The following is a 25,872-nucleotide window of genomic DNA, read 5'->3' on the forward strand; positions in this document are numbered from 1 at the left end:
GGGCGGGCATTGGCTACTACACAGATGCCCGCGATTGATCGCATAGGTTCCGAGCGCCGTTTTCAGGGAAAAGTTCAAAGAGCTTGCGGTGCACAAAGACGATGCGTCACGTGCCCGGCCGGTAGGTTGCCAAGCGCCTGAAAAATGCGCTGAATCATTCAATCAGAGCCACTGTCGAACGGTGCGAGCGCATTGAAACACGGCACTACTGCCCCCTGAAAATTGCGCTGAAGGAAGGTGTAGCAATGACCATTCCCGTTCCTGCCGAAACGCCCGATCCGAACATTGATAACCCAGAGCTGCCGGTTCCAAAACCCGACGAACCTTCATCGCCCACCATGCCGCCTGTGACTGAACCGGCCAAGGGCGATCCTCCGACTCAGGAGCCGCCAGCAGTTCTGGCCTGAATCACGTTCTTCGTATTTCGCATTGCCGGACTCGCCCTGAGGGCCAAACGCCCTCAGGGCTCATGGGAATCCCCGCCCCTTTGGCGAGCGGTGCTGTTTTTTGCGCTGTGCGGCGTTTCCAAATGTGCCACGATCACCGGCATCAGGCTAAGAATTCCTAAAGCGAGAATCGTACTCAGCACTGCGGTCGCCTCTCGTCCCATCCCTGCCGTAATCCCGATTGCTGCCGTCATCCATAAACCTGCTGCCGTGGTCAGTCCCTTGACCTGATGCGTGTTGAGTGTTTCGCCCTTGAGGATGGTGCCGGCACCCAGAAAGCCAATCCCGGCGACGATGCCCTGCACCACTCGGCTCAGATCGGCGTCGTTGGCCCCTGCAAGCCGTGGAACCAATACAAATAGCGCAGCGCCCATGCACACCAGCATGTGCGTGCGCACACCGGCTGCCTTGCCTTTGCGTTCCCGTTCAAAACCGAGAATTCCGCCCAGCAATGCAGCGATGACCAATCGCACCGTAACCCGGGTCAATTGCGCTGCATCGGTGATGTCCGAGAACTCCGAACGCAGCGTATCGACGACTTCTTGCCACCAGGGGTTCATCAGGGTTTTTCCTTGCCGGAAATGCAGTGAGCAATTGACCGCAAAGTTCGCCCGGAGTGCTGGCATTGATGCATCGTGCTAGCAGCGCCGCATGCCGGACTTCACCGCCCTGCGCCGAACAGACTGTTCCGACATGCGGCAAGCACCCTCTCCTGTCGGAGCGAGCTTGCTCGCGAATGCCGCGAAGCGGCTGCGAACGCCAGCAAGGATGAGGATGAACTACCGCCCTCCCGCCATATCAATGAACGCCCCGGTCGAATACGAGGCCTTGTCCGAGAGCAGCCAGAGAATCGCTTCGGCCACTTCATCGACCCGGCCACCGCGGCCCATGGGGATGGTTGACTCCAGTTTGCTCACGCGCTGCGGGTCGCCACTCAGGGCATGAAAATCAGTAAAGATATACCCCGGCCGCACGGCATTGACGCGTACGCCCTCGCCCGCCACTTCCTTGGCCAGCCCCATGGTGAAGGTGTCCAAAGCGCCCTTGGAGGCCGCATAGTCGATATATTCACCCGCCGAGCCCAGGCGCGCGGCGGCCGAAGACACGTTGACGATGCTGCCGCCATTGCCGCCATGGCGAGGCAACATGCGCAGCAACGCATGCTTGCTGCACAGCATCGGCCCGACCACGTTGCTCATCATGATCTTGAGCATGCGAAATTCCGACATGTCTTCCAGTCGAGCCGATTCGGCCACGGTCCCCGCGTTATTGACCAGCGCGCTGATTCGCCCCAGTTCGGCGTCCACTCGGGAGAACAGGCGAATGATTTCGTCTTCATTGCTCACGTCCGCCTGAATCGCGATGGCATGGCCGCCGGCTTCGCGAATCTGCTCGCACACGCGCTCGGCAGAAACGTGATCAGACAGGTAGTTGATGCAAACGCGGTAACCTTGCGCCGCTGCCAGAACGGCCGTGGCAGCGCCGATACCTCTGGAGCCGCCAGTGATGAGGAGGTTTTTGTCCATGGGAAGGTCCGAATCGAAGCGCTATTGTTGTCCAGACCGGGGTAATCATCGAAGTGCGCGTCAGTCATTCGCAGCGGTCTGGTGTTATGCAAAGCCTGAAACGTCGGGAAGTCTGGCAGCAATTCTACTCAAGCCGACAGGAAAGTCTTTTCGGGCTATCAATTAACGTGATGCGAGACGTCGTGGCTCATCGCCTGGAAATCTCCGGTGGCTGCGACAGACTTTTTTCGGCGCTCCAGCCACCGCCGAGTGCGGCGATCAACTGCACGCTGGCGATCAGCCTGCTCTGCAACAACGTCAGCACACTGCGCTCGTTGCTCAGGGCTGTGGTTTGTACGTTCACCACATCCAGATAGCCAATCAGCCCGGCTTTGTACTGGTTACTGGTCAAGCGCAACGAATCGCGGGCCGCCTCCAGCGCCTCGGCGCGCACCCCGGCTTCCTGTTCATACACGCGCAATTGCGCCATGTAGTCCTCAACCTCCTTGAAACCGTCCAGCACTGTCTGGCGATACTGCGCGACGGTCTGATCGTACACCGCTTCGGTGCGGTCGACTTCGGCGGCGCGCTGGCCGCCGTCGAACAGCGTCATCGCCAGCTGCGGGCCAACAGACCAGAACCGGTTCGGCAGGCTGATCCAGTTACTGAACGTACTGCTGCTGTAGCCGCCGTTCAGGCTCAGTGTAAGGTCCGGGTAATAAGCGGCTTTGGCCACACCGATATTGGCGTTGGCCGCCATCACCGAACGCTCAGCGGCCGCGATGTCCGGGCGACGCTCCAGCAGCTGTGAAGGCAACTGCGCTGGGATCTGTGGCAACGCTGGAATACTCGTCGTCGGGGGCAGGCTGAAGTCCGCCGGAGCCTGCCCCATCAGCACGGCGATAGCGCTCTCGAACTGAGCACGCTGCCATGTCAGGTCGATAAGGTCCGCCTGGGTGGTCTTCAGTTGAGTCTGTGCCTGGGCCACGGCATCGCGTCCGGAAATTCCGGCGCGGTATTGGTTCTGCGTCATGTTGAGCGAGCGCTCGTAGGTCTGCGCCGTAGACTCAAGCAAACGCTTTTGCTCATCGATCACCCGCAACTGCAGGTAGTTCTGCACCAGTTGCGATTGCAGGCTCAGTTGCATCGAGACCAAGTCGGCAAGGCTTGCCTGCGCGCTGGCTTTATCGGCTTCCAGTCCGCGACGCAGTTTGCCCCACACGTCCGCTTCCCAGCTCACGCCCAGCTGTGCGTTGTAGGTGTCTCGGATCCCGCTGTTGGAACTGCTCAGGCTCGAATTGCTGCTGCCGGTGCCCTGGCTTGAACGATTCTTGCTGGTGGTCAGGTCCAGTGTCGGGAAGAACGCACCGCGCGCACTGCGTACCAATGCCACGGCCTGACGGTATTGCGCTTCGTACTGGGCCACGGTCTGGTTCGAGGTATTGAGCGTTTGCACCAGGGCGTTCAGCTGCACGTCGCCGTAGATCTCCCACCAGGCGCCGCGAGCGATGGCGTCGCTGGGATTGGCCTGAGTCCAGCCTTCGGCCTGCTTGAAGTGAGCAGGTGTGGTGACTTCCGGCTTCTGGTAGTCAGGGCCGGCCGCACAGGCGCTCAGCAGCAGAGCGCCCAAGCTGACGGTAAAGGTGCGCCGCCACGGCAAGGTCCGCTGTTTGATCGAAATGTTCAGGCGATGAGTCATAGCGGAGTTTCCAGGGCAGCATCCGTGCGCACACCGCGCCATTTGTTGACCCGGTGGCGCAGACGGTCGAGGTAAAGGTAAACCACAGGTGTGGTGTACAGCGTGAGAATCTGGCTGAGGATCAGCCCGCCAATGATCGTCAGGCCCAGCGGTCGACGCATTTCCGCGCCTTCGGCACTGCTGAGCAACAACGGCACGGCGCCGAGAATCGCTGCCAGGGTGGTCATCAGAATAGGACGCAGGCGTTGCAGGCAGGCATTGCGGATCGATTCCAGCGGGCTCATGCCACTGCCGCGCTCCAGTTGCAGCGCCAGATCGATCATCAGGATGGCGTTCTTTTTCACCACGCCAATCAGCAGAAACAGACCCAGCAAGGAGATCAGGCTGAACTGACCGCCAGTAAGATAAATGCTCAGCAGCGCGCCGACGCCGGCTGACGGCAGGGTCGACAGAATGGTCAGCGGATGAACGTAACTTTCGTACAGGATCCCCAGTACCAGGTACACCGCCACCAGCGCTCCGAGGATCATCCATGGCTGGCTCTTCTGGCTCGCTGCAAACGCATCGGCGGTGCCGGCCATCTTGGCAATCACGTCTTCCGGCATGCCCAGTGCTGCCACCGCGCGCTCGATCGCCGCCGTGGCCTGATCCAGCGTCACCCCTTCGGCGAGGTCGAAGGAGACGTTGTCCGAGGCGAACTGACCATCGTGGGTGACACGGTCATCCTCCAGGCTGCGCTCATAGTGAGCGAAAGTGGACAAGGGGACCCGCGTGCCATCGGCGGTGATCACTTGCACCTGCTCCAGCGTGGTGGGGTCCTGGGCATATTTTTGATTGACCTCCATCACCACCTGATATTGGTTCAACGGATCGTAGATGGTAGACACCTGACGCTGGCTGTAGGCGTTGTTCAGCACAGTAGTGACCATGTTCATGTCGATGCCCAGCCGCTTGGCCGCATCACGGTCGACGACCAGGGTCACTTGCTGCGTGCCGGCACCATCGTTCGCGTCAATGGCAGTCAGCTCCTTGAGGGATTTGAGTGCCACGACCACTTTTGGATACCAGCGGCGCAGGCTTTCCAGATCACCGCTCTGCAGGATGTATTGGTATTGCGAGGTGGTCTGCTCCCGGCCACCGCCCAATTGCAGGTCCTGATCGGGTTGCAGGAACAGGCGTCCGCCCGGCACTTTCGGCATTTCCTTGCGCAGCCGCTCCACGATCTGCTCGGCGCCAAGCTTGCGCTCGGAAACCGGTTTGAGGCGCACGATGATGAAGGCATTGCCAGTGCCACTGGTGCCGCCGATGAACCCTGCGACACTTTCCACTGCTGGATCCCTGAGGATCGCGGTGCGGTATATGTCCATCTTCGGCTGCATCACCGAAAACGAGAGACCGTCATCGCCGCGTACGAAACCCATCAACTGCCCGGTGTCCTGCTGCGGCAGGAAAGTTTTGGGCACTACCACATAAAGCGCGATGTTGACGCCGATAGTGAGCAGCAGCGTGAGCAGGGTCAGGCGCCGGTGACGCAGGGCCCAACTCAGGCTGCGGTCGTACCCGGCAACCATCCGATCATTGACGCGCTGGCTCCAGCGCTGCAGACGATTCTCCGTGCCCGGCACGTGAGGGTTGAGCCAGCGGGCGCAAAGCATCGGGGTCAGGGTCAGGGAGACCACCAGCGAGACGACGATCGAAGCCGACAGGGTGATGGAAAACTCGCGAAACAGGCTTTCCACCAGTCCGCCCATGAACAGGATCGAGATGAACACCGCTACCAGCGATACGTTCATCGACAGCAGGGTGAATCCTACCTCTTGCGCGCCGCGATAGGCCGCCTGCATCGGCGGCACGCCGTCATCAATGTGCCGGGAAATGTTCTCCAGCACCACGATGGCGTCGTCCACCACCAGGCCTGTGGCAAGAATCAGCGCCATCAACGACAGGTTGTTCAGGGAAAAGCCGCACAGGTACATGATAGCGAACGTGCCCACCAGCGACACTGGCACCGCGAGGGTCGGTATCAATGAGGCCCGGAAGTTACCGAGGAACAGGTACACCACCATGATCACCAGCACCACGGCGATCAAGAGGGTCATTTCGGCTTCGTGCAGGGTGGCCTTGATTACCGGCGAGCGATCCATGGCCAGATCCAGCTTGACGCTGGCGGGCAGCACGGCTTGCAAGGCCGGCAATTGTGCCTTGATGGCCGCCACGGTTTCGATGATGTTCGCGCCGGCCTGGCGGTTGATCACCAGCAGCACGGCAGCCTTGTCGTTGAAGAAGCCGCTGTTGTAGCGGTCCTCCACCGAGTCCCGGACACTGGCCACGTCCTTGAGACGCAGCGCCGCGCCGTTCTGGTAGCGAATCACCAGCGGCTCGTAGTCCTTGGCTTTCTCCAGCTGGTCGTTGGCCTGCACCTGCCAGTTGTGCTCGGCGTTCTCGACCGAGCCCTTGGGGCGGCGCACGTTGGAGCCGGATATCGTCGTGCGCACTTCATCCAGCGATACGCCATATTGGTCGAGCAGTTTGGGCTCCAGCGCGATCCGCACCGCCGGCAATGAGCTGCCGCCGATCTGCACCTCTCCCACACCGTTCACCTGGGACAGGCTCTGGGACAGAATGGTCGAGGCCATGTCGTACAACTGACCCTTTTCCAGCACGTCCGAGGTCAATGACAGGACCATGATCGGCGCCTGGGACGGGTTGACCTTCTTATAGGTCGGCATGCTGCGCATCCCGCTCGGCAGCAGGCTGCGCGAAGCGTTGATAGCGGCCTGAACTTCCCGCGCCGCGCCGTTGATGTCGCGGCCCATATCGAATTGCAGAATGACCCGGGTGCTGCCCTGGCTTGATCGGCTGCTCATGGCGCTGACCCCGGCAATCGCGCCCAAGGAACGCTCCAGGGGCGTGGCCACGCTGGACGCCATGATTTCCGGGCTGGCTCCGGGCAGCGAGGCGCTGACCACAATCACCGGGAAGTCCATGTTCGGCAAGGGCGATACCGGCAGCAGTCCGAAGCTCATCCCGCCCAGCAGCATGATTGCCAGGCTCAGCAGCATCGTTGCGACAGGCCGACGAATAAAAGGCGCCGACAGATTCACAAGAAGCCGCTCCGAGTACCGAGCGCAAAGCCACAGAAAAAAGCCGCGCCGCCGTTCAGCTTGCGGTTTATCGCGCGAAGCTTGCCGCTCATGCCGCCACCTCGGTCTTGCCTGAGCGTCGGAACCTGCGCCCCATTCGGTCGAAATACAGGTAGATGACCGGCGTGGTGAACAAGGTCAGCACCTGGCTGACCAGCAAGCCGCCGACCATGACCAGACCCAGCGGTTGACGCAATTCAGCGCCTGAGCCTGTGGCGAACATCAGCGGGATGGCGCCGAACAATGCCGCCAGGGTGGTCATCAGAATGGGCCGGAAGCGCAGCAGCGCGGCTTCGTAGATCGCCGTTTGCGGATCGACGCCTCGGGTGCGTTCGGCGTCCAGGGCGAAGTCGATCATCATGATCGCGTTCTTCTTGACGATACCGATCAGCAGAATGATGCCGATGATCGCGATCATGCCCAGGTCGTTGCCGCTCAGAATCAGCGCAAGCAAGGCACCGATGGCTGCCGATGGCAAGGTCGAGAGGATAGTGATTGGGTGAATGTAGCTCTCGTACAGCACCCCAAGCACGATGTACATGGTGACCACGGCCGCCAGCACCAGCAGCAGCGTGCTCGACAACGACGCCTGGAACGCTTCGGCCGCGCCTTGGAATTGGGTCTGCACGCCAATCGGCATGCCGATGTCTTTCTGCACCTGCTCGATCACTTCGACGGCTTTACCCAGCGCCACACCGGGAGCCAGATTGAACGACATCATCACCGCCGGGAACTGGCCCATGTGCGCAATGGCCAATTGCGCCTGACGCTGTTCGACCCTGGCCAGACTCGACAATTTGACCTGGCCGCCATCGGTGGTCTTGACGTGAATCTGCTCCAGCGCCTGCGGGCCCAGCTCACTGGCTGCAGCCGCTTGCAGCACTACGCGGTACTGGCTGGCCTGGGTGTAGATGGTTGAAATCTGTCGCTGGCCGAAGGCGTCATACAGGGCGTCGGTAATGGTGGCGACGGTCACGCCAAGACGGCTGGCGGCATCCCGGTCGATGTTCAGATAGACCTGCAAGCCCTTGTCCTGAAGGTCGCTGGCAACGTCGGCAAGCTCGGGGCGTTCGGCCAGCGCCTCGACCAGCTTGCCGCTCCACAGGCTGAGCAGCTCGGCGTCCGGTGAAGACAGGCTGAACTGATACTGAGTACGGCTGACGCGGTCTTCGATGGTCAGGTCCTGCACCGGCTGCATGAACAGACGAATACCCGATAGTTGATCCACTGCTGGCTGCAGCCGCTGGATCACCTCGGGGGCCGACAGGTCGCGCTGACCATGAGGTTTGAGGTTGATTAGCATGCGCCCGCTGTTCAGCGTAGCGTTATCGCCGTCTACACCGATGTAGGACGACAGGCTGGCCACCGCCGGATCCTGCAGAATGATTTTCGCCAGCGCCTGCTGGCGTTCACTCATGGCGGCAAAGGACACCGACTGCGGCGCCTCGGAAATGCCCTGGATCACGCCGGTGTCCTGCACCGGAAAAAAGCCCTTGGGCACCACCAGGTACAGCAGCACGGTGACGCCCAGGGTGGCGATGGCGATCATCAGGGTTAACGGCTGATGCCTGAGCACCCACTGCAATTTGCGCCCATAGGCAGCGATCAGCCAATCGATCCATAGGCCGCTGGCGCAATAGAAACGGCCTTGCTCCTGCGCTTTGGGTTCACGCTTGAGCAGCCGCGCGCACATCATTGGCGTCAGGGTCAGCGACACCACCAGCGAGATCAGAATCGCCACGGCCAGGGTAATGGCGAACTCCCGGAATAGCCTTCCGACCACATCGGCCATGAACAACAACGGGATCAGCACCGCGATCAGCGAAACAGTCAGCGACACCAGCGTGAAACCGATCTGCCTGGCGCCCTTGAGCGCCGCTTGCAGCGGTGTTTCGCCCTCCTCCAGGTGCCGGGAAATGTTCTCCAGCATCACGATGGCATCGTCCACCACAAAACCGGTGGCGATGGTCATCGCCATCAAGGTCAGGTTGTTGACCGAGAAACCGGCCAGATACATCACGCCAAACGTGCCGACCAGCGAGAGCGGCACCGCCACCGACGGGATGATGGTGGCACTGAAGCGTCGCAGGAACAGGAAGGTGACCAATACCACCAGCACGATAGAAATCAGCAATTCGTGCTGCACGTCGCTGACCGACGCGCGAATGGTCTGGGTGCGATCGGTGAGCACCATCACGTTCAGGCCGGCAGGCAGGTTGTCGGTGATGCTCGGCAGCAAGGCCTTGATCCGGTCGACCACCTCGATGACGTTGGCACCCGGTTGACGCTGGATGTTCAGCAGCACCGCCTGGTTTTCGTTGGCCCAGGCAGCGAGTCGTTCATTTTCCGCGCCATCGACGATTTGCGCGACGTCTTTAAGACGCAGCGGGCCGCCGTTCTTGTAGGTGAGAATCAGGTTGGCGTAATCCTCGGGGGATTTGAGCTGATCATTGGCGTCGAGCATGGATACCCGGGTCGGCCCGTCAAAGTTGCCCTTGGGTGTGTTGACGTTCGCAGCACTGACCAGGGTGCGTACGTCCGACAGGTTCAGCCCGTTTGCGGCCAGGGCATCGGGATTGACCTTGATCCGCACCGCCTGACGCTGTCCGCCCGCGATGCTGACCATGCCGACGCCGCTGATCTGGGCGATTTTCTGCGCCATGCGCGTATCCACCAGATCATTGAGCTGGGGCAAGAGCATGGTTTTCGAGGTGATGGCCAGCGTCAGGACCGGAGTGTCCGCCGGGTTAACCTTGTTATAAGTCGGCGGTGCCGGCAGGTCGTTGGGCAGCAGGTTGGTGGCCCCGTTGATCGCGGCCTGCACTTGCTGCTCGGCGACATCCATATTGATGTCCAGGCTGAAACGCAGGGTGATGACCGAGGCGCCACCGGAACTGGTCGATGCCATCTGGGTCAGGCCGGGCATCTGACCGAACTGACGCTCCAGAGGTGCGGTCACGGCACTGGTCATCACTTGCGGGCTGGCGCCGGGGTACAGCGTCATGACCCTGATCGTCGGATAGTCCACCTGCGGTAGCGCCGAGACCGGCAGCAAGGTGTAGGCGATCAGACCCGCCAGAACGATGGCCAGCATGCTGAGCGTGGTCGCGACGGGCCTGAGTATGAACAGGCGTGACAGATTCATGCGTTGCCTTTGTTCACGGTGTCCACGGCTGCCGATTCGCCGGACTCCCTGGACGGCTGGCCCTGCAGCTTCTGGCCCGGCGTAACCGGAACATCCTTGCTGTCGTTGACCACTTCCACATTGCTACCGTCCTTCAGGCGGTCGGTGCCCTCCAGAACCACACGATCACCTGCTGCCAGGCCTTGGATGATAACGGTTGAGTTTTCATCGCTCGGGCCGGTCTTGAGCTGGCGAATGCGAACCTTTTTGTCACCCTCCAGCATGTAAACAAAAGTGCCGTTGACCCCAAATTGCACGGCGGCCGTGGGCACCAGCACCACGCTCTTGAGGGTGGTGGCCAGCAATCGCGCGTTGACGAACTGATTGGGGAACAGCGTTTCGTTGTCGTTATCGAAGCGCGCCTTGAATTTCAGGGTGCCGGTGGTGATATCGATCTGGTTGTCGATGCTCGTCAGCACGCCCGTGGCCTGCAGTTTCACATCGCCACGGTCCCAGGCTTCCACCGGCAGCTTGTCGCCGCTGCGGTAATGACCGATCACCTCTGCGAGGTCTTTCTCAGGCAGCGTGAAATTGACAGTGATCGGCTGGGTCTGAGTGATGACCGCCAGCGCCGTCGTGTCATTGGCCGCCACCAGATTGCCCACGTCAAGCTGGCGCAAGCCGATACGGCCGGAGATAGGCGCGCGGATCTGGGAGAACTCGAGGTTGAGCTTTGCATCGCCCACCGCCGCCTGATTGGTCTTGATCGTGCCTTGATACTGACCGACCAGCGATTCGGCGGTGTCCAGCGTTTGCTTGGCGATGCTGTCTTCCTTGTACAGGCCCCGGTAGCGCTGCACGTCCAGCTGCGCATTCTTGAACAGTGCCTGGTTCTGCATCAGAGTGCCCTCTGCCTGTTGCAGCGCGATCTGGTAACTGCGAGGGTCGATCACTGCCAGCAAGTCGCCTGCCTTGACCTGCTGCCCCTCCTGAAAGTTGATTTTCATCAGCTCGCCCGCGACCCGGCTGCGCACGTTGATGGTGTTAAGCGCCGTGACGGTCCCCAGCGCCTTGTAATAGATCGGGAAGTCTCCGGTGATCGCGGGCGCAACCCGTACCGGCACTGGCGCCGTGGAGCCGCCAAAGCCCGGACGCTGGCCAACCATCTTCCCGGCCCCGCCACTGCGGCTGGCACCCTTGTGCGGTTGCTCTGCATTTTGCGCGCCGGCATCGGTTTTTGCCGCCGAGACTGGCCAGAAATGCCAGCAGACAGCTGCGACAATCAATAGAACCAGTAGGCTGAGCAGCCAGCGACGGGAGTTACGGAAACCAGACGATTGCATGAATGAATTAACCAATGTGCGGGTGGGCGTCTTCGGGAGGCTGAACAATAAGCATAGTTACACGCCAAGCAAAGGGCGTTGAGCAGCAATTGAACTGCTACTTAGCTCAGTAAGGTGCTGACCTGTATATAAAAACGGCCTGATCGAGTCAGGCCGCATTGTGTTGCCATGTATTGCAGCGCCGGTTTTGGCACTGCCTGGCGAACAATTTACCTGAGCACTGCCAGCGCAGCCTCGTAGTTGGGCTCCTGGCCGATTTCCGGAACCAGCTCGCTGTGAAGAACCTTGTTGTTCTCATCCAGTACCACCACGGCACGGGTGGTCAGGCCGACCATGGGGCCGTCAGCGATGGCGACACCGTAGTCCTGCAAAAACTCGGCACCGCGCATGGTGGAAAGGTTTTTCACGTTTTCCAGGCCTTCGGCACCACAGAAACGTGCCTGGGCAAACGGCAGGTCGGCGGAAATACACAGCACCACCGCGTTGTTCAGTTCGTTGGCCTGAGTGTTGAACTTGCGCACCGAGGTGGCACAGGTCGGTGTGTCGACGCTTGGAAAGATGTTCAGCACTTTGCGTTTGCCGGCAAAGCTTTCCAGGGTGACGTCGGACAGATCACCCCCGACCAGCTTGAAGGCCGGTGCGGTACTGCCGACGTCGGGCAGTTGACCGCTGATTTGTACCGGAGAGCCTCGACGAGTCACTTGAGCCATGAGCTGAGTCCTTGTTCTGAAGTTAGAGTTTTCAGGAGGGTGATAAGGCAATGCAATAAAGCAGGAAGTTAACCACGAAACCGTTTTGCCACCTACCGCTGCCCGCGAATTTGTTGCCAGGCCTTAGGCCTTGGAGGCTCTATCCAGCAGGCCCGGTCTTGCGCACAGTTCCACCAGCCAGTCGACGAACACCCTGACCCTGCGCGACATCTGTCGGTGAGCCGGGTACAGCGCTGTCAATGGCAACCGCGGTTGTGGGCAATCTCCCAGCACTTCGATCAATTTGCCCTGCTGCAGAGCCTCCGCTACATGGTAGTAAGGCGTCTGCACCAGGCCATAGCCCGCGCTGCAGGCGGCCAGATAACCGTCTGCGCTGTTGGTCGACAGGGTTTTGGGCAACGTGAGCTCCTGCGCCTTGCCTTCTATAACGAACTCCAGGCCGTAACGTTTATTCGACGTGCTGGAAAAATATTCGATGACTTTGTGCTGCGGCAGGTCTTCCAGTGTCAGGGGCGTCCCATGTAGGTCCAGATATTGCCGGCTGGCACAGACGACCTGACGCATTTGTGCCAAAGGTCGTGCCACCAGCGAATGGTCCAGGGGTTGCCCGCCGCGGATCACGCAATCGTAGCCGTCACGAATCAAATCCACCGGGCGGTCGCTCATGCCGACTTCCATTTCCAGGCCAGGGTAGCGTTCGGTGAATTCAGGCAATGCAGGCATGAGGATCAGGCGACCAAAACCGGAAGGCATGTCCACCCGGAGCACCCCTTCAGGCGCCTTCGCCACCGTGGCGAAGGCCGACTCGGTGTCGTCCAGGTCGTTAAGCAGGCTCACGCAACGCTGGTAATAGGCCTGCCCGTCCAGCGTCGGCGTCACCTGCCGTGTCGTGCGTAACAGCAATTGCGCGCCGAGGTGCGCCTCCAGCTGTTTGATCAGGATGGTCACCGAAGCGCGAGGCATGTGGAGGCTGTCTGCGGCTTTGCCAAAACCGCCGAGCTCGACGATGCGGGTAAAGGCGCGCATGGCATTGAAACGGTCCATTTCGATTCCGACCCTAGGGATTATTTAGAAATAGCCAACAGTGAAAGCACTTTTAGCCGGTTTATCGACAGTCTGTCGAGTGGCAACAATGGGCGGTGTTGAACCTCCTGAACTGAGAAAGGACCCCATCATGCAAACGCGTCAACTCGGCAAAAACGGACCTCTGGTCTCGGCAGTCGGCCTGGGCTGCATGGGCATGACCGATTTCTATACCACCGGCGGCGACACTCAGGAAGCCATTGCGACGATTCATCGCGCGCTGGACCTGGGCGTCACCCTGTTTGACACCGCGGACATGTATGGCCCGCATTCCAACGAAGAGCTGCTCGGAAAAGCGTTGGCCGGCAAGCGTGAACAGGCTTTCATAGCCAGCAAATTCGGGATTGTACGCACACCCGGCGATGCTGCTGCACGGGGCGTTGATGGCAGCCCGGAGTACATCAGGACCGCCATTGACGGCACCCTGCAGCGACTAAAGATCGACACGCTGGATCTGTACTACCAGCACCGGATTGACCCGAAGATCAGCATCGAGGAGTCGGTCGGTGCCATGGCCGAACTGGTCAAGGCTGGCAAGGTGCGTTATCTGGGATTGAGCGAAGCGTCGGCGAGCACGCTGGAACGTGCGCACAAGGTCCATCCGATCGCTGCGCTGCAAACCGAGTATTCGTTATGGAGTCGCGAGCCGGAGGAAAACGGCGCACTGGAAACCTGTCGTCGGCTGGGTATTGCATTCGTGCCATACAGCCCCCTTGGCCGTGGTTTTCTGACCGGGACGCTGAAAAGCCCCGATGACTTCGCCGCCGATGATTACCGCCGCAGCAGCCCGCGTTTTCAAGGCGAAAATTTCACAAAGAACCTGGTGCTGGTTGAAAAGGTGCAGCAACTGGCCGCGGACAAAGGGCTCAGTGCCGGTCAACTGGCACTTGCCTGGGTGCTGGCCCAGGGTAACGATGTGATTCCGATCCCCGGTACCAAACAGCGCAAGTATCTGGAAGAGAACGTGGCGGCGCTGGATGTGCACCTGAGTGCAAGTGAGCTGCAGGCGTTGAAAGATCTATTCCCGGTGACTGAAGTGGCAGGTGGGCGCTACACCGACGCGGCGATGAAGTTGGTGAACGGTTAACCCTTGAGTTTTCTGTTGTGAAGCGTGGAAGTTGCCCCCGCTGTAGACCGCCAATGGGCGGTCTACAGCACGCGTACAGCCTCCAGCCAGCATTTGAAACGTTTCGCGCTTGCCGCTAAAAATCCCGCTTATAGAAAATATCCAGCGAACTGGCTACGCCTCCCGCCACCTCCAGATACACCTTCTTGCTCAGCAGATAGCGCAGCGTGAGGGTGTTGGCAGGTTCGAAGACGCCGACGCCGTAACGCAGGCTCAACTTGTCAGTGATCTTGCCGCTGGCGACCACCGATGTCTTATCGCCGGTGCCCGAAGTATCCAGATCGAAGTCCTTGATCCCAAGCCCAGAGGCCAGCTTGCCTGCGGTCGACGAACCACCCGCGAGTCCCAGTGCAAGAGCGGCCTGAGCTAGCATATTATTGTCTTCACCGTTGGTGCTCAGGGGGCGTCCAAGCACCAGATAGGACAGCGCTTGCTCCTGACTCATCGCGGGTTCCGAGAACACCGTGGTCGTCGGCTGCTCAGCGCTGCCACCCAGGCGGATACCGGCAATCACATCGTCGGTCTGGCGAATTGCTTCGATGTCCAGATAGGGCTGGTCCACAGGACCGGCAAACAACAATCGCGCCTTGCGAATGGTCAAGCGCTGGCCGTAGGCCCGATAACGACCGTCATTGAGATTCAGTTCACCCCGGGTGTCGAGGTTATCGCCAATGTGGACGTGCCCAGCCAGATTGGCAGTCAGGCCGAAGCCACTGAAACTGAGTTTCTCCTGGCCGACCTCGACATTGACATCCATTGCGATCGCCATGGGCGGTTTGCCGTCTGTGGTCTGTTCACCAACGATAACCGTATCGTCGGACACCTTGACCGTGGACGGGGGCAATTGACGAACCGTTATCTCGCCTTTAGGGATCAGCACTTTGCCGGAAACCGCCAGCCGATCACCTTTCAGGGTTAGTTTCAGGTCGGGCGCCGCTTCAAGCTTGGCGTAAGGCTCTACGGTGATCGGTAAATGCGAGCCCTGAAGACTTACGTCGACATCCAGCGCCTCGGCCCAGCCGATGTGGCCGCCGATGCTACCCTGCCCGCTTGGGCCGCTGGTCCAGTTGCCGTTGAGTTGGACACTTTCGCCAGCGATCAGCGCTTGCACGTTTAGCTTTTCCAGGCTCACCGGCAGCTCAGGCCCGGACACCTCGCCATCGCTCAAGGTCACGTTGCCGTTGACCTGTGGTGCGAGCAACCCACCGGAAATCCGACCGCTGCCGTTAAGCTTGCCGTTGAGCTTTTCAAGCATTGGCACAAACGGGCGCGCAACCGAGACATCCAGGCCCTTCAGGTTGAAATCGCCGTTGACCGGCTTGTTCTTGCCCAGCGGGTCGATGCTCAGCCGCGCCAGCAATTCGCCCAGCTTACCGCCACGGAAATCCAGGCTGGTATCGACTTTCTTCGGTGTCAGGCTGCTGGTGATCTTCAGCGTCTGATAGGGAAAATCCAGCCACTGGTTCTTTTCCTTCACGCGTAACGTACCGCCGCTGGCGTCAACCACGATCTGGCCATTGGGGCCAGCGGCGGGAACGTCCAGTTGCATGTCGGCGTTGAGCGAACCTTTCCAGGCGAAATCCTTGGGCAGCCACTGCCCCAGGCTTTCCAGAGGGAATTGCTTGAGGTGGTAGCGCAGGCGCGGCTCGGGCATCAGGCGCTGATCCTCGCCGCACAGGCTGGCGGGCCCGGACATCCAGCAATGGGCGCCGAAATTGACCTTGCCGTCCGCCAGACGCTCCAGTCTCGCGGGCTGTTGCAACTTCCAGTCCTGGCCGCCCGTTTGAATGTCGCCGCTGGCAAGGCGACCGCGCCAGTTGTCCTTGTCAAGATTGCCATCGAGCGCCAGCGCCAGCTTCAGCAACGGGCCTTGCAGATCCATCTTGGCCTGCTGGTGCTTGAGATCGCCCTGCCCGTTGACAGTCAATGTGCCCAGCGCAGTATCGCCTGCCTGAATGCCGATGGTCTTCAGGTCGATGGTGGCACGCTGGGCGTTGTCCAGCCTGGCCGTGAGGTTGAGGCTCTGCAGCGTGTTGGTGTCATAGGCCAGTTGCGAGCCTTGCAGTACCAATTGGCCCTGAGGCGCTTGCAATGTACCCGCCAGATCGAGTCGGCCTTTGACCTGCCCCTGCAAGCGCGGCCACAGTTGACCGAGACGCGGCAGCGCCAGATCCAGTTGCCCCGCGAGCTTTTGCTGCAGACTGCCGTTGCCCTGAATCCGGTTGTCACCCAGGCGGATGTCCAGTGCGCTGACGTTCCACTTATCTCCCGCCCCATCGGCCTTGGCCTGCAACAACGCAGGCTGGCCCCGCAGGCGGCCTTTTAGATCAAGGTCGGCGTTCAGACTCAGTTGCTCGTTCCTGTAAGCGCCTTTGCTGCGCAGCGGACCGGCCAGTGACCCCGGCAACTCACCGACCCAGAACGACGGATCGATGGCGCTCAGGTCCAGCGCGGTGTCCCAGGAAACCCCCTCGGCAAACCCGACATTCAGGTGGCCGCTGGCCTTGCCCTGCCCGGCCACCATTTCCAGCTCAGGCAGAAAGATCTGCTGCAGGTCCCCACTGAACGGGCTTTTCAAACTGAAGGGACCGGCGGGACCTTTGAAATTCCCGTCGAAATTACCCAGGTACCTGCCATCGGTATAGGACACTTCACCTTTAAAGCTATGGATGCTGACTTGAGGCTCGTCGATCACCGGATACAGGCGATGCCAGGGGAAGTCGAGCCAATCGATCGTGGCATTAGCGCTCAGGCCCTTCTGCCAGTCCACCTTGCCGCTGACCTTCAGTCGCTGTTGGGCGGCGGCTGTCAGGTCCAGCGTAGTTATATCAGCGCCCTTTGCGTCGACGCGGCCTTGTAACGCGAGGGTCACGGGGCCCTGCTCGGCTGGCAGCGAAGCGTTACCGAAAATCGCATAGCCCTGGGCCAGATCGCCCTTGGCGCTGAGCGTCAGTTGGTTAAGTTGCACTGTGGAAGGCAGGTCGGCGCTCGGGGTGAAGCTGTCGCTGGTAATCGTCACTTGCGCTGGCAGGTTTGCAACCAGCGGCTGCAACTGCCCGACCAGTTTTGCGTCGATATAGCCGCTGCTCTGCGCGGTAAGCTCCAGCGTCTTTAGCAAGTCGCCCTGGACATTCAATGTCAGCGAAAGGGGCTTGCCGCCGATTTCCGGCAATTTGATCTGGCCTTCAGCCGTCAGAGGCCAGTCAGCCACGGGCTTGAGCAAACCGGTCAGGTCCAGGGCAATGTCGTCGCGTTGCGCATGCAGCGAATCAATCTTCAACCCTGCGGCAGTCCAATGGGCTGCCAGATGCAGGTCCCGCACCTGTTCTATGCCATCCAGGTGCAAGCTGCCCACTTGCACCTGGCCCAACTCCAGTGCCAAGGGCAGCCTGAGGTCCGGCAAGGTGACCGGTCCGCTGCTTTCTTCCCCGGCTGACGGCGGAAAAATCAAACGAATATCGCCGGTTCGCAGGTTGTCGATGCACAAGGTCATGCGCGCCAGACAGGAGATCGACCAGGCGAAAACCGGCGCTTGCACCTCGACCTTGCTTTCGCCCTGCTGCCACACTAGTGAATCGGCCTGCCACTGGCCGCCGAGACGCCCGACAAAGTTCTGAACCTGCAGGCCAGGGACTTTCCCCAGCGCCCAACGGCTGCCGGACGCCGTGCCCAGTATCAGCGTCAGCGCCGTGCCGACCAGCACTACCACGGACAGCACGCCGATGGCGATATAAAGAGCGATACGTTTCAACAGTGCCGTACTCGTCACAGTTCAGGTCCCATGGAAAAGTGCAGACGAATACCGCCGTCGTCATCCAGCGCATGCGCCAGGTCCAGGCGCAATGGACCGACAGGCGAAACCCAGCGAATACCGATGCCGACCCCGGTCTTCAAGCTGGGCAACTCCAGAGAGTTAAAGGAATTACCCTCATCGATAAATGCAGCCACGCGCCATTTTTCAGCGATCGAATACTGATACTCAGCACTGCCGGCGACCATGTAGCGCCCGCCGATCTTGTCGCCATCGGAGTTTTCCGGGGACAGCGACTGGTAGTCGTAACCGCGCACGCTCTGATCGCCACCGGCGAAGAAGCGCAGTGAAGGCGGGATGGACTTGTAGCCATTGGTGGCGGTGCCGCCGACCTGTATCCGTCCGAGGAAACGGTGGTTCTGCGCGACCGTGGTCAGGCCCTTGAGCAAGGCCGTGCCATGAACCACATTGGCATCCGACCCCAGACCCTCCTTGCCCACTTCGGTTTCGAATTGCAGGCGATACCCATTGTGTGGATCGATGCGGTTGTCGCTGCGCAGATAGGAATAGCTGATTCCAGGCATCAGCAACGTACTCAACCCTGAGTCGTTACCCAGGCGATATTCTTCGCGCTGCCATTTGAGCGAGATGACCCGTTCCCAGCCACTGGGCAACTTGCTGTGCCACTCTGGCCCCAGGGTCAGCAGTTTGCTGAGACTGTCGGTGTCGGCGATTTCTTCGTATTGATACCCGCCCGCCCAGCGCAGCTTGTCGGTCAACGGCGGGTCGCGCGGCATGTCGTAGAACAGCGCGACGTTTTGCCGTGGTGCCGAGAGCTCCGACTCAATGCCATAACTATCGCCCTGCGGGTTGACCCAGTGACGCGTCCAGTTGGCCTTGACCCGTGGCCCGACGTCCGTTGAGTAACCGACGCCAAGCCCCATGGTGCGCGGCTTGCGGGTTTGCAATTGCACGTCGACCGGTATGACCTGCGCCTGCGCGGCGGTGGGTGAGGCGTCTACGCGGACGCCTTCGAAATACCCGCTGGCCTGCATTGCCTGGTTGAGTTCTGCGATCAGTTCGGAGTCGTAAGGCGTATCGGCCTTGAACGGCACCATCCGCTGCAAGAGATCCTCGTCGAACGGCGCGTCCCCGCTGAACGTGACCTCGCCGAGGCTGAAACGTGGCCCGCTCTCGTACACCAGTTCGATATCGGCGACACCGGCACGGGGATCGACGGAGAGTCTTTGGGTGACGAAGCGGCCATTGAAAAAACCGTAACGCGCGGCCTGATTCTGGATCAGCTTCTTGGCGTCTTCGTAATGGCCGTGATTGAGCACCGCGCCAGGCTTGAGCGCGTCCCCCTTGGGCACCTTGAAGGTATCGAGTTGGCTGGCCGCTCCCTGGATTCGAATGGTCACGTTGCGCAAATGCACCGGCTCGCCCGGTTGCACGGTCAGGACCAGTTGCAGATTCTGATCACTGTGTGTGACCTCGCTCCCGATCTGCGCCTGATAATAGCCCAGCGCCTGCGCCGCTTTCTGCGCCTGCTCGACAGCACCGACGCTGAACCGCTCAAGCGCCTGTTCGTCGCGCTCACCGAGGCTGCCCACATACCCTTCTATGTTGGATTTGAGCTGGGAATTGGCTGGGTTGATCCGCACATCCAGCTGAGCATCGGCAAACGCTGCACAGCTGGAGAACATCAGGAGAAAACCACTTGTAAATCGACCGGGAAACTTCATAGGCGCGGATGCTAACACGAGCGGCGGGTGCTGCTGGAGCCCGCGAAAGTTGAGAGAAGGTCCGGTGTCAAACCATGGAGCCCAGCGAAACCTGAGGGTTGGGATGAAAAAACACGTGCTCCCGGATTGGTCCTACTGCAACTTCGCCGATTTCCTCATATCCATGTCGCTTGTAGAACTCCAGATAGTGGCCGTTCCCGGTGTCGAGGACGACCCCCTGGGAGTTTTCGTCCACCGCGCACCAGTCATGCAGCGCCTGCAACAGTTGTTCACCATAATGCTGCCCCTGGAAGTCCGGGTGTACGCCAAACAGTGGTAACACATGCACCGCGTCGTTTGGCAGGCATGCCAGCACCGACTGGTAGTACTCCAGATAGCGCTGGGTGCAGCGCAGGCCGGTGCTCATTACCATGCGCAGACGCCAAGCCCAGCTTTCGGTGATACCCAGACGTCGCTGCGGCGGCGCGATCAGCGCAACACCTGCGAGGCGATCCTCGACGAACAGCCCGAGCGCAGGCATATCTTGCAGGAAGTGCTGTTTGACCAGCGCGCGAATGGTGGCCCGCACCCGCTGTTCGTAACCGGAGCGAGCGGATTCGAACAGGTAGCCGAAGCTCGGCTCGTGCCGGTAAGCCTGATACAGAAGTGAGCGTGACTCCCGGCAATAGCCACTGTCCAGTTGCCGGATAACGGCCGGTGCATTCGCTGATTCAGGCATGTGATCGTGTCCCTTTCGATGACCACCCGACGCGTTCCGCCAGGTTCGTGATGTCAGGCCTTCGAGTAGCTGCTGCTGACGACAGTTCCGGCGAATTTTTCAGGCACTTGCTACAGCGTAGCAGCCTGCCGGATTCGCGAGATTGGACGCCGGCGCTGGCCGTCGGCAGACAGGTCAGCTAGCATCGCCGTTTGTTTTTTGCCAGGACTGCCGTCTATGAAAATTGTGTCTTTCAACATCAACGGCCTGCGCGCCCGCCCCCATCAGTTGGCGGCGCTGATTGAAAAGCACCAGCCTGACGTGATCGGCCTGCAGGAAACCAAGGTTTCGGACGAACAGTTCCCGCAGGCTGAAATCGAAGCCCTGGGCTACCACGTGCATTTCCATGGACAGAAAGGCCATTACGGTGTGGCGCTTCTCTCGCGACAGGCGCCGCTGACCTTGCACAAGGGTTTTGACAGCGACGATGAAGAAGCTCAACGGCGCTTCATCTGGGGCACCTTCGCTGATCGCGACGGCGTGCCGGTGACCATCATGAATGGCTATTTCCCTCAGGGCGAAAGTCGCGATCATCCCACCAAGTTTCCAGCCAAGACCAAGTTTTATGCTGACCTTCAGCAGTTGCTCGAAACCCGTTTCAGCAACGACCAGCCGCTGGTGGTCATGGGCGATGTGAACATTTCCCCGGAAGACAGCGACATCGGTATCGGCCCGGACAGCGCCAAGCGCTGGTTGAAGACCGGTAAATGCAGCTTCCTGCCCGAAGAGCGTGAGTGGATGGCCAAGCTGAAAAACTGGGGGCTGGTGGACAGCTTTCGCCACCTGTATCCAGAAGTGGTGGATCAGTTCAGCTGGTTCGATTACCGCAGCCGTGGCTTCGAAGACCAACCCAAACGTGGCTTGCGCATTGATCTGATTCTGGCTTCCCAAGGTCTGCAGCCGCGCATCAAGGCCGCAGGCGTGGATTACGATCTTCGCGCGATGGAAAAACCTTCCGATCATGCACCGATCTGGCTTGAGCTGAGCTGACTGTTGCCGGCTCCGAAACACGCTTAAGGTACGGCTGCACACAAACCTCGTGGCAGCCGTACGACCGCCGGTGCTTCCCTTCCATAGAGGTCAATAGCAGGGGTTCGTGGCGATGCGATCAACGCTGCTCGCTGCGCATCATCTCCTTGGGCACGTACTTGCCAACTTCATATTTGCCGATGGCGGCCCGATGCACTTCGTCCGGCCCGTCCGCCAGACGCAAAGTGCGCTGCATGGCATACATGTAGGCCAGCGGAAAATCCCCTGACATCCCTGCTGCGCCATGCATCTGGATCGCCCGGTCAATGACCCGCAGCGCTACGTTCGGGGCAACCACCTTGATCTGCGCAATTTCACTCTTGGCCACTTTGTTGCCCACGGTGTCCATCATGTAGGCCGCTTTCAGGGTCAGCAGCCGCGCCATGTCGATTTCCATTCGCGAGTCGGCAATCTTGTCCATATTGCCGCCCAGGCGCGCCAGCGGTCGGCCGAACGCCGTACGCTGCACCGAGCGCCTGCACATCAGTTCCAACGCACGCTCGGCCATGCCGATCGAACGCATGCAATGATGAATCCGGCCCGGGCCGAGGCGACCCTGAGCAATCTCGAAACCACACCCTTCACCGAGCAACACGTTTTCATAAGGTACCCGGACATCTTCGAACAGCACCTCGGCATGGCCGTGGGGGGCGTCGTCATAACCGAAAACCGGTAACGGTCGCACGATCTTCACACCCGGCGTGTCCGTCGGCACCAGAATCATCGAGTGCTGCTGGTGACGCGGGCCGTCCGGGTTGCTCAGGCCCATGAAGATCATGATCTTGCAACGCGGATCACAGGCGCCGGAGGTCCACCACTTGCGGCCATTGATAGCCCATTCATCGCCATCCCTCGCCGCGCGCGCAACCATGTTGGTCGCGTCGGAGGAGGCAACATCCGGTTCGGTCATGGCAAACGCGGAGCGAATCTCTCCGCGCAATAAGGGTTCCAGCCACTGCTGTTTTTGAGCGTCGCTGGCGTAACGCACCAGGACTTCCATGTTGCCGGTGTCGGGTGCCGAGCAGTTGAAGGGCTCCGGCCCCAGCAGCGAGCGGCCCATGATTTCGGCCAACGGCGCGTATTCCAGATTGGTCAGTCCCGCCCCCCATTCAGACTCGGGCAGGAACAGATTCCACAACCCCTCAGCTTTGGCGCGGGCTTTGAGCTCGTCCATGATCGCGGTGGGTTGCCAGCGATCACCTTGCGCAACCTGACGTTCGAACACCGATTCGGCCGGGTAAACGTATGCATCCATGAATGCCGTCACGCGCTCGCGCAGTGCTTGAACCTTGGGGAAATAAGCGAAATTCATGGGGCAGCTACCTTTCTTGTGAGGTGTTCAGGACATTGACAGGATGCTAGATCAAGGCCCTGCATTTATCTAACCTATTCTCGGCGTGTATAAACATTCATAACCCATATATGATCGGCCGAATTTTCCAACAACAAGAACAGCGTGAGGCGCACGGCAATGAATCTGACCAAGGTCGATCTCAACCTCTTTATTGTGTTTGACGCCATTTACACCGAAGCCAACCTGACCCGTGCCGGCCAGATCGTCGGTATCACCCAGCCCGCCGTCTCCAACGCACTGGCACGCCTGCGAGAAACCTTCAATGACCCGCTGTTCGTGCGCACTGCACAGGGCATGGTGCCCACGCCCATGGCGCAGAACATCATCGGTCCGGTGCGCAATGCATTATCGCTACTGCGGGTTTCGGTGCAGGAAAGCCGTATTTTCAACCCGCTGCAGGCCAACAAGAATTACCGCATCAGCATGACCGACCTGACCGAGGCAATAATCCTCCCTGTGCTGTTTCAGCGGCTGCGGCGCCTGGCGCCGGCTGTGACCATTGAAAGCTTTTTGTCCAAGCGCCGGGAGACCACCAAGGAGCTTGCCGCTGGGCGCCTGGATTTTGCCGTCGACGCGCCACTCAATACCGACCCGCAAGTGCGTCACGTCAAGCTGATGGAAGACAGTTACGTGTGCGCCATGCGCAATGGTCATCCGCTGGCGAACAAAGGCGCGATTACCCTGGACGACTATCTGGCGGTCGCCCATATCCATATCTCCAGCCGTCGCAGTGGACTGGGTCATATCGACCTGTCGTTGGGCAAGATGGGCATTCAACGCAAGATTGCCTTGCGCTCCCAACACTACCTGATGGCGTCGCAGGTATTGCAGCAGACCGATATGGTCATGACCGTCCCCGAGCGCTTCGCGCGGCGCAACGACTTGCACTTCGTGCATCTGCCGGTGAAAGATGTGCCCACGGTGGAAACCCACCTGTATTGGCATGAGAGCACCGATCAGGATCCGGCGAACCGCTGGATGCGCGAGCAGATCATCGAGCTGAGTCAGTGGGTGATTGCTCAAGAGCGCAAGTATGAAAAAGAGCAAAGCAGTTGCTAACGCTCTATCGGGGTTGGTTTTTTCGCATTGTCTTAATGTTTTTTCGAGGATCGCTCAGTAGCCATTGTTAATGTGGTTTCGAGGTAAGCATGCCCGCTAAACCACAGCACTCAAGCACACTCAGCTTGACGTTTACGTAAAGCCCCCCGTACGGTTAGCCCACGCTACTCTCGTCCGAGCCTCCCATGAGCAACCCGACTTACAGCATCTCCGATCTGGCCCGCGAGCTGGACATTACCACCCGGACCATTCGTTTCTACGAAGAACAAGGCATGCTTAGCCCCGAACGACGGGGCCTTGAGCGGATCTACACAGCGCGCGACAAAGTGACACTAAAACTCATCCTGCGCGGCAAACGCATCGGTTTTTCCTTGGCTGAATGCCGTGATCTGATAGGCCTTTACGACCCGTTGGGCGATAACCAGAAGCAGCTGACTTCCATGCTGACCAAGATAGTCGAACGTCGTGCGCAGCTGGATCAGCAATTATTGGACATTCAGCAGATGCAACTGGAGCTGGATACGGCTGAAGAGCGTTGCAAGGCCGCTCTGGAAAATACGCTTTAAAACAAAACGATAAAAACTACATCTATCACAGTTTCGAGGATACCTACCGCCATGTTGCTTCCTCAACGCGCACGCCTGGTCGAAGTCGGCCCACGAGACGGACTGCAGAATGAAGCCCGTCTTATTGAAGTTGCCGACAAAATCCGTCTGGTGGATGACCTTACCGATGCAGGTCTTGCCTACATCGAAGCCGGCAGTTTCGTATCACCCAAATGGGTGCCACAGATGGCAGGTTCGGCCCAGGTATTTGCAGGGATCCAGCGCAGGGAAAATGTCACTTATGCAGCACTCGCACCCAACCTGCGCGGTTTTGAAGACGCACTGACGGCAGGGGTCAAGGAGGTGGCGGTTTTTGCTGCAGCTTCCGAGGCCTTTTCCCAGCGCAACATCAACTGCTCGATCAGCGAAAGCCTGGACCGTTTCTTGCCAGTCATGGAAGCAGCGCGTCTGCACGGTATACGCGTGCGCGGATATGTTTCCTGTGTGCTGGGATGCCCCTATGAAGGCGCGGTTGCGCCCAAACAGGTGGCCGCGGTTGCCAACGAATTGTTCGCGATGGGCTGCTATGAAATTTCACTGGGCGACACCATTGGCACCGGCACCCCAGGCACGACGCGAGCGCTTATGGACACGGTGGCCGGGCAGATTCCGCGTGGCAAACTGGCTGGGCACTTCCACGACACCTACGGTCAGGCGCTGAGCAACATCTACGCCAGTCTGCTGGAAGGCGTCGAGGTATTCGACAGCTCCGTCGCCGGGCTGGGCGGCTGTCCCTACGCCAAAGGCGCCACGGGTAACGTCGCAACTGAGGATGTGCTCTATATGCTCAACGGCCTTGAGATTGACACCGGTGTCGATCTCGACAAGCTCATTGCCGCCGGTCAGCGCATCAGTGACGTACTGGGCCGCAGCAATGGCTCCCGGGTGGCAAAAGCGCGTCTGTCGGTTTGATGTGCGACAAGTTGTCACACAGTGTTACCCTGCTCGGCGTTGCAGAGCCTGGAAGGGGTAGCACGGAAACACCCGGCCCCGATCCTGATGAATACTGACAGCTCGGATTCGCTGTGAAAGCCCCACCGTTCGGGCATTTCGCATACTCAGCGAAAAGTTGGCATGGCATCTGCTATATCCTCCGTACAACAAAAACAATAAATCGCAGTCACCCAATAAAAATAAAACGTATCGGCTCTGACATAACAAGAACAACACAGGCAGAGACGCAGCTAACTGATTTTTTTGGAGCGGATCGCTTTGTGAGGCTCAGGCTTCTCGACCGGGCAGAGAATAATAAAACTACCTCAGGTAGCTACCCAACTGGTTGAATCGCAAGATCAAGGCAGTATCAGCGCTCAAAAAAATACGTTTGCTCTTGACCCCGCGTGGGGGTTGCTCAACACCAAAAAGGTCCGGCCTCCAAAAACAACAATAGGTC

The 25,872-nt window shown here is 59.7% G+C and carries 18 protein-coding genes; 6 read left to right on the plus strand and 12 right to left on the minus strand.

The genetic code is table 11. The features are described 5' to 3' along the window. The first annotated feature begins 245 nt into the window (after nucleotides 1–245). Nucleotides 246–407 (plus strand): hypothetical protein, encoded by a 162-nt coding sequence (locus tag EC915_RS24765; RefSeq protein WP_166650906.1) that lies wholly within the window; start codon nucleotides 246–248, stop codon nucleotides 405–407. 53 nt (nucleotides 408–460) lie between these two features. On the opposite strand, the gene EC915_RS04015 is transcribed toward EC915_RS24765, so the two are convergent. The 8 genes from EC915_RS04015 to EC915_RS04050 form a co-directional block, all read right to left on the minus strand. Next, entirely contained in the window at nucleotides 461–1,006 is a 546-nt protein-coding gene (locus tag EC915_RS04015; protein ID WP_133749206.1) for an MgtC/SapB family protein, read from the minus strand. 219 nt (nucleotides 1,007–1,225) lie between these two features. After that, the gene (locus EC915_RS04020; RefSeq protein WP_133749207.1) at nucleotides 1,226–1,972 is read right to left on the minus strand and encodes an SDR family oxidoreductase; all 747 of its coding nucleotides are present in this window, start codon (nucleotides 1,970–1,972) and stop codon (nucleotides 1,226–1,228) included. A 187-nt stretch (nucleotides 1,973–2,159) separates the two neighbouring features. Then, entirely contained in the window at nucleotides 2,160–3,650 is a 1,491-nt protein-coding gene (locus tag EC915_RS04025; protein WP_133749208.1) for an efflux transporter outer membrane subunit, read from the minus strand. Continuing rightward, entirely contained in the window at nucleotides 3,647–6,754 is a 3,108-nt protein-coding gene (locus EC915_RS04030) for an efflux RND transporter permease subunit (RefSeq protein WP_133749209.1), read from the minus strand. The genes EC915_RS04025 and EC915_RS04030 overlap by 4 nt, the downstream gene beginning before the upstream one ends. Before the next feature lie 88 nt (nucleotides 6,755–6,842). Further along, nucleotides 6,843–9,938 (minus strand): MdtB/MuxB family multidrug efflux RND transporter permease subunit, encoded by a 3,096-nt coding sequence (locus tag EC915_RS04035; RefSeq protein WP_133749210.1) that lies wholly within the window; start codon nucleotides 9,936–9,938, stop codon nucleotides 6,843–6,845. Beyond that, complete coding sequence (locus EC915_RS04040) at nucleotides 9,935–11,275, minus strand: MdtA/MuxA family multidrug efflux RND transporter periplasmic adaptor subunit (RefSeq protein WP_133749211.1); 1,341 nt, start codon at nucleotides 11,273–11,275, stop codon at nucleotides 9,935–9,937. Before EC915_RS04040 ends, EC915_RS04035 begins: the two co-directional genes overlap by 4 nt. 194 nt (nucleotides 11,276–11,469) lie before the next feature. Then, entirely contained in the window at nucleotides 11,470–11,970 is a 501-nt protein-coding gene (tpx, locus tag EC915_RS04045; protein WP_133749212.1) for a thiol peroxidase, read from the minus strand. Nucleotides 11,971–12,093: 123 nt separating this feature from the next. Further along, nucleotides 12,094–13,014 carry a LysR family transcriptional regulator gene (locus EC915_RS04050; RefSeq protein ID WP_133749213.1) on the minus strand — a complete coding sequence of 307 codons (921 nt, stop codon included), beginning with the start codon at nucleotides 13,012–13,014 and terminating at the stop codon, nucleotides 12,094–12,096. A 130-nt stretch (nucleotides 13,015–13,144) separates the two neighbouring features. On the opposite strand from EC915_RS04050, the gene EC915_RS04055 reads away from it, so the two are divergent. Beyond that, a complete protein-coding gene (locus tag EC915_RS04055; protein WP_133749214.1) occupies nucleotides 13,145–14,140 on the plus strand; it encodes an aldo/keto reductase in 996 nt (331 codons plus the stop codon). A gap of 115 nt (nucleotides 14,141–14,255) precedes the next feature. On the opposite strand, the gene EC915_RS04060 is transcribed toward EC915_RS04055, so the two are convergent. The 3 genes from EC915_RS04060 to EC915_RS04070 form a co-directional block, all read right to left on the minus strand. After that, nucleotides 14,256–17,909 (minus strand): translocation/assembly module TamB domain-containing protein, encoded by a 3,654-nt coding sequence (locus EC915_RS04060; protein ID WP_372237851.1) that lies wholly within the window; start codon nucleotides 17,907–17,909, stop codon nucleotides 14,256–14,258. 35 nt (nucleotides 17,910–17,944) lie between these two features. Beyond that, a complete protein-coding gene (locus EC915_RS04065; protein ID WP_133749216.1) occupies nucleotides 17,945–19,675 on the minus strand; it encodes an autotransporter assembly complex family protein in 1,731 nt (576 codons plus the stop codon). A 67-nt stretch (nucleotides 19,676–19,742) separates the two neighbouring features. After that, nucleotides 19,743–20,393, minus strand: coding sequence for a GNAT family N-acetyltransferase (locus EC915_RS04070; RefSeq protein ID WP_133749217.1), 651 nt, complete (start codon nucleotides 20,391–20,393; stop codon nucleotides 19,743–19,745). A gap of 216 nt (nucleotides 20,394–20,609) precedes the next feature. On the opposite strand from EC915_RS04070, the gene xthA reads away from it, so the two are divergent. After that, the gene (xthA, locus tag EC915_RS04075) at nucleotides 20,610–21,422 is read left to right on the plus strand and encodes an exodeoxyribonuclease III (protein ID WP_133749218.1); all 813 of its coding nucleotides are present in this window, start codon (nucleotides 20,610–20,612) and stop codon (nucleotides 21,420–21,422) included. Nucleotides 21,423–21,540: 118 nt separating this feature from the next. Here the strand turns inward: xthA and EC915_RS04080 are convergent, their stop codons facing one another. Beyond that, nucleotides 21,541–22,773, minus strand: coding sequence for an acyl-CoA dehydrogenase (locus EC915_RS04080; protein ID WP_133749219.1), 1,233 nt, complete (start codon nucleotides 22,771–22,773; stop codon nucleotides 21,541–21,543). 159 nt (nucleotides 22,774–22,932) lie between these two features. On the opposite strand from EC915_RS04080, the gene EC915_RS04085 reads away from it, so the two are divergent. The 3 genes from EC915_RS04085 to EC915_RS04095 all read left to right on the plus strand — a co-directional run bounded on the left by EC915_RS04085 (nucleotide 22,933) and on the right by EC915_RS04095 (nucleotide 25,391). Further along, nucleotides 22,933–23,874 carry a LysR family transcriptional regulator gene (locus tag EC915_RS04085; RefSeq protein ID WP_133749220.1) on the plus strand — a complete coding sequence of 314 codons (942 nt, stop codon included), beginning with the start codon at nucleotides 22,933–22,935 and terminating at the stop codon, nucleotides 23,872–23,874. Nucleotides 23,875–24,059: 185 nt separating this feature from the next. Then, entirely contained in the window at nucleotides 24,060–24,440 is a 381-nt protein-coding gene (locus EC915_RS04090; protein WP_133749221.1) for a MerR family DNA-binding transcriptional regulator, read from the plus strand. A 51-nt stretch (nucleotides 24,441–24,491) separates the two neighbouring features. Further along, nucleotides 24,492–25,391, plus strand: a complete 900-nt coding sequence (locus tag EC915_RS04095; protein WP_133749222.1) for a hydroxymethylglutaryl-CoA lyase — start codon at nucleotides 24,492–24,494, stop codon at nucleotides 25,389–25,391. The last annotated feature ends 481 nt before the right edge of the window (nucleotides 25,392–25,872 follow it).

This window comes from Pseudomonas sp. LP_7_YM (assembly GCF_004364435.1).
GTDB lineage: Bacteria > Pseudomonadota > Gammaproteobacteria > Pseudomonadales > Pseudomonadaceae > Aquipseudomonas.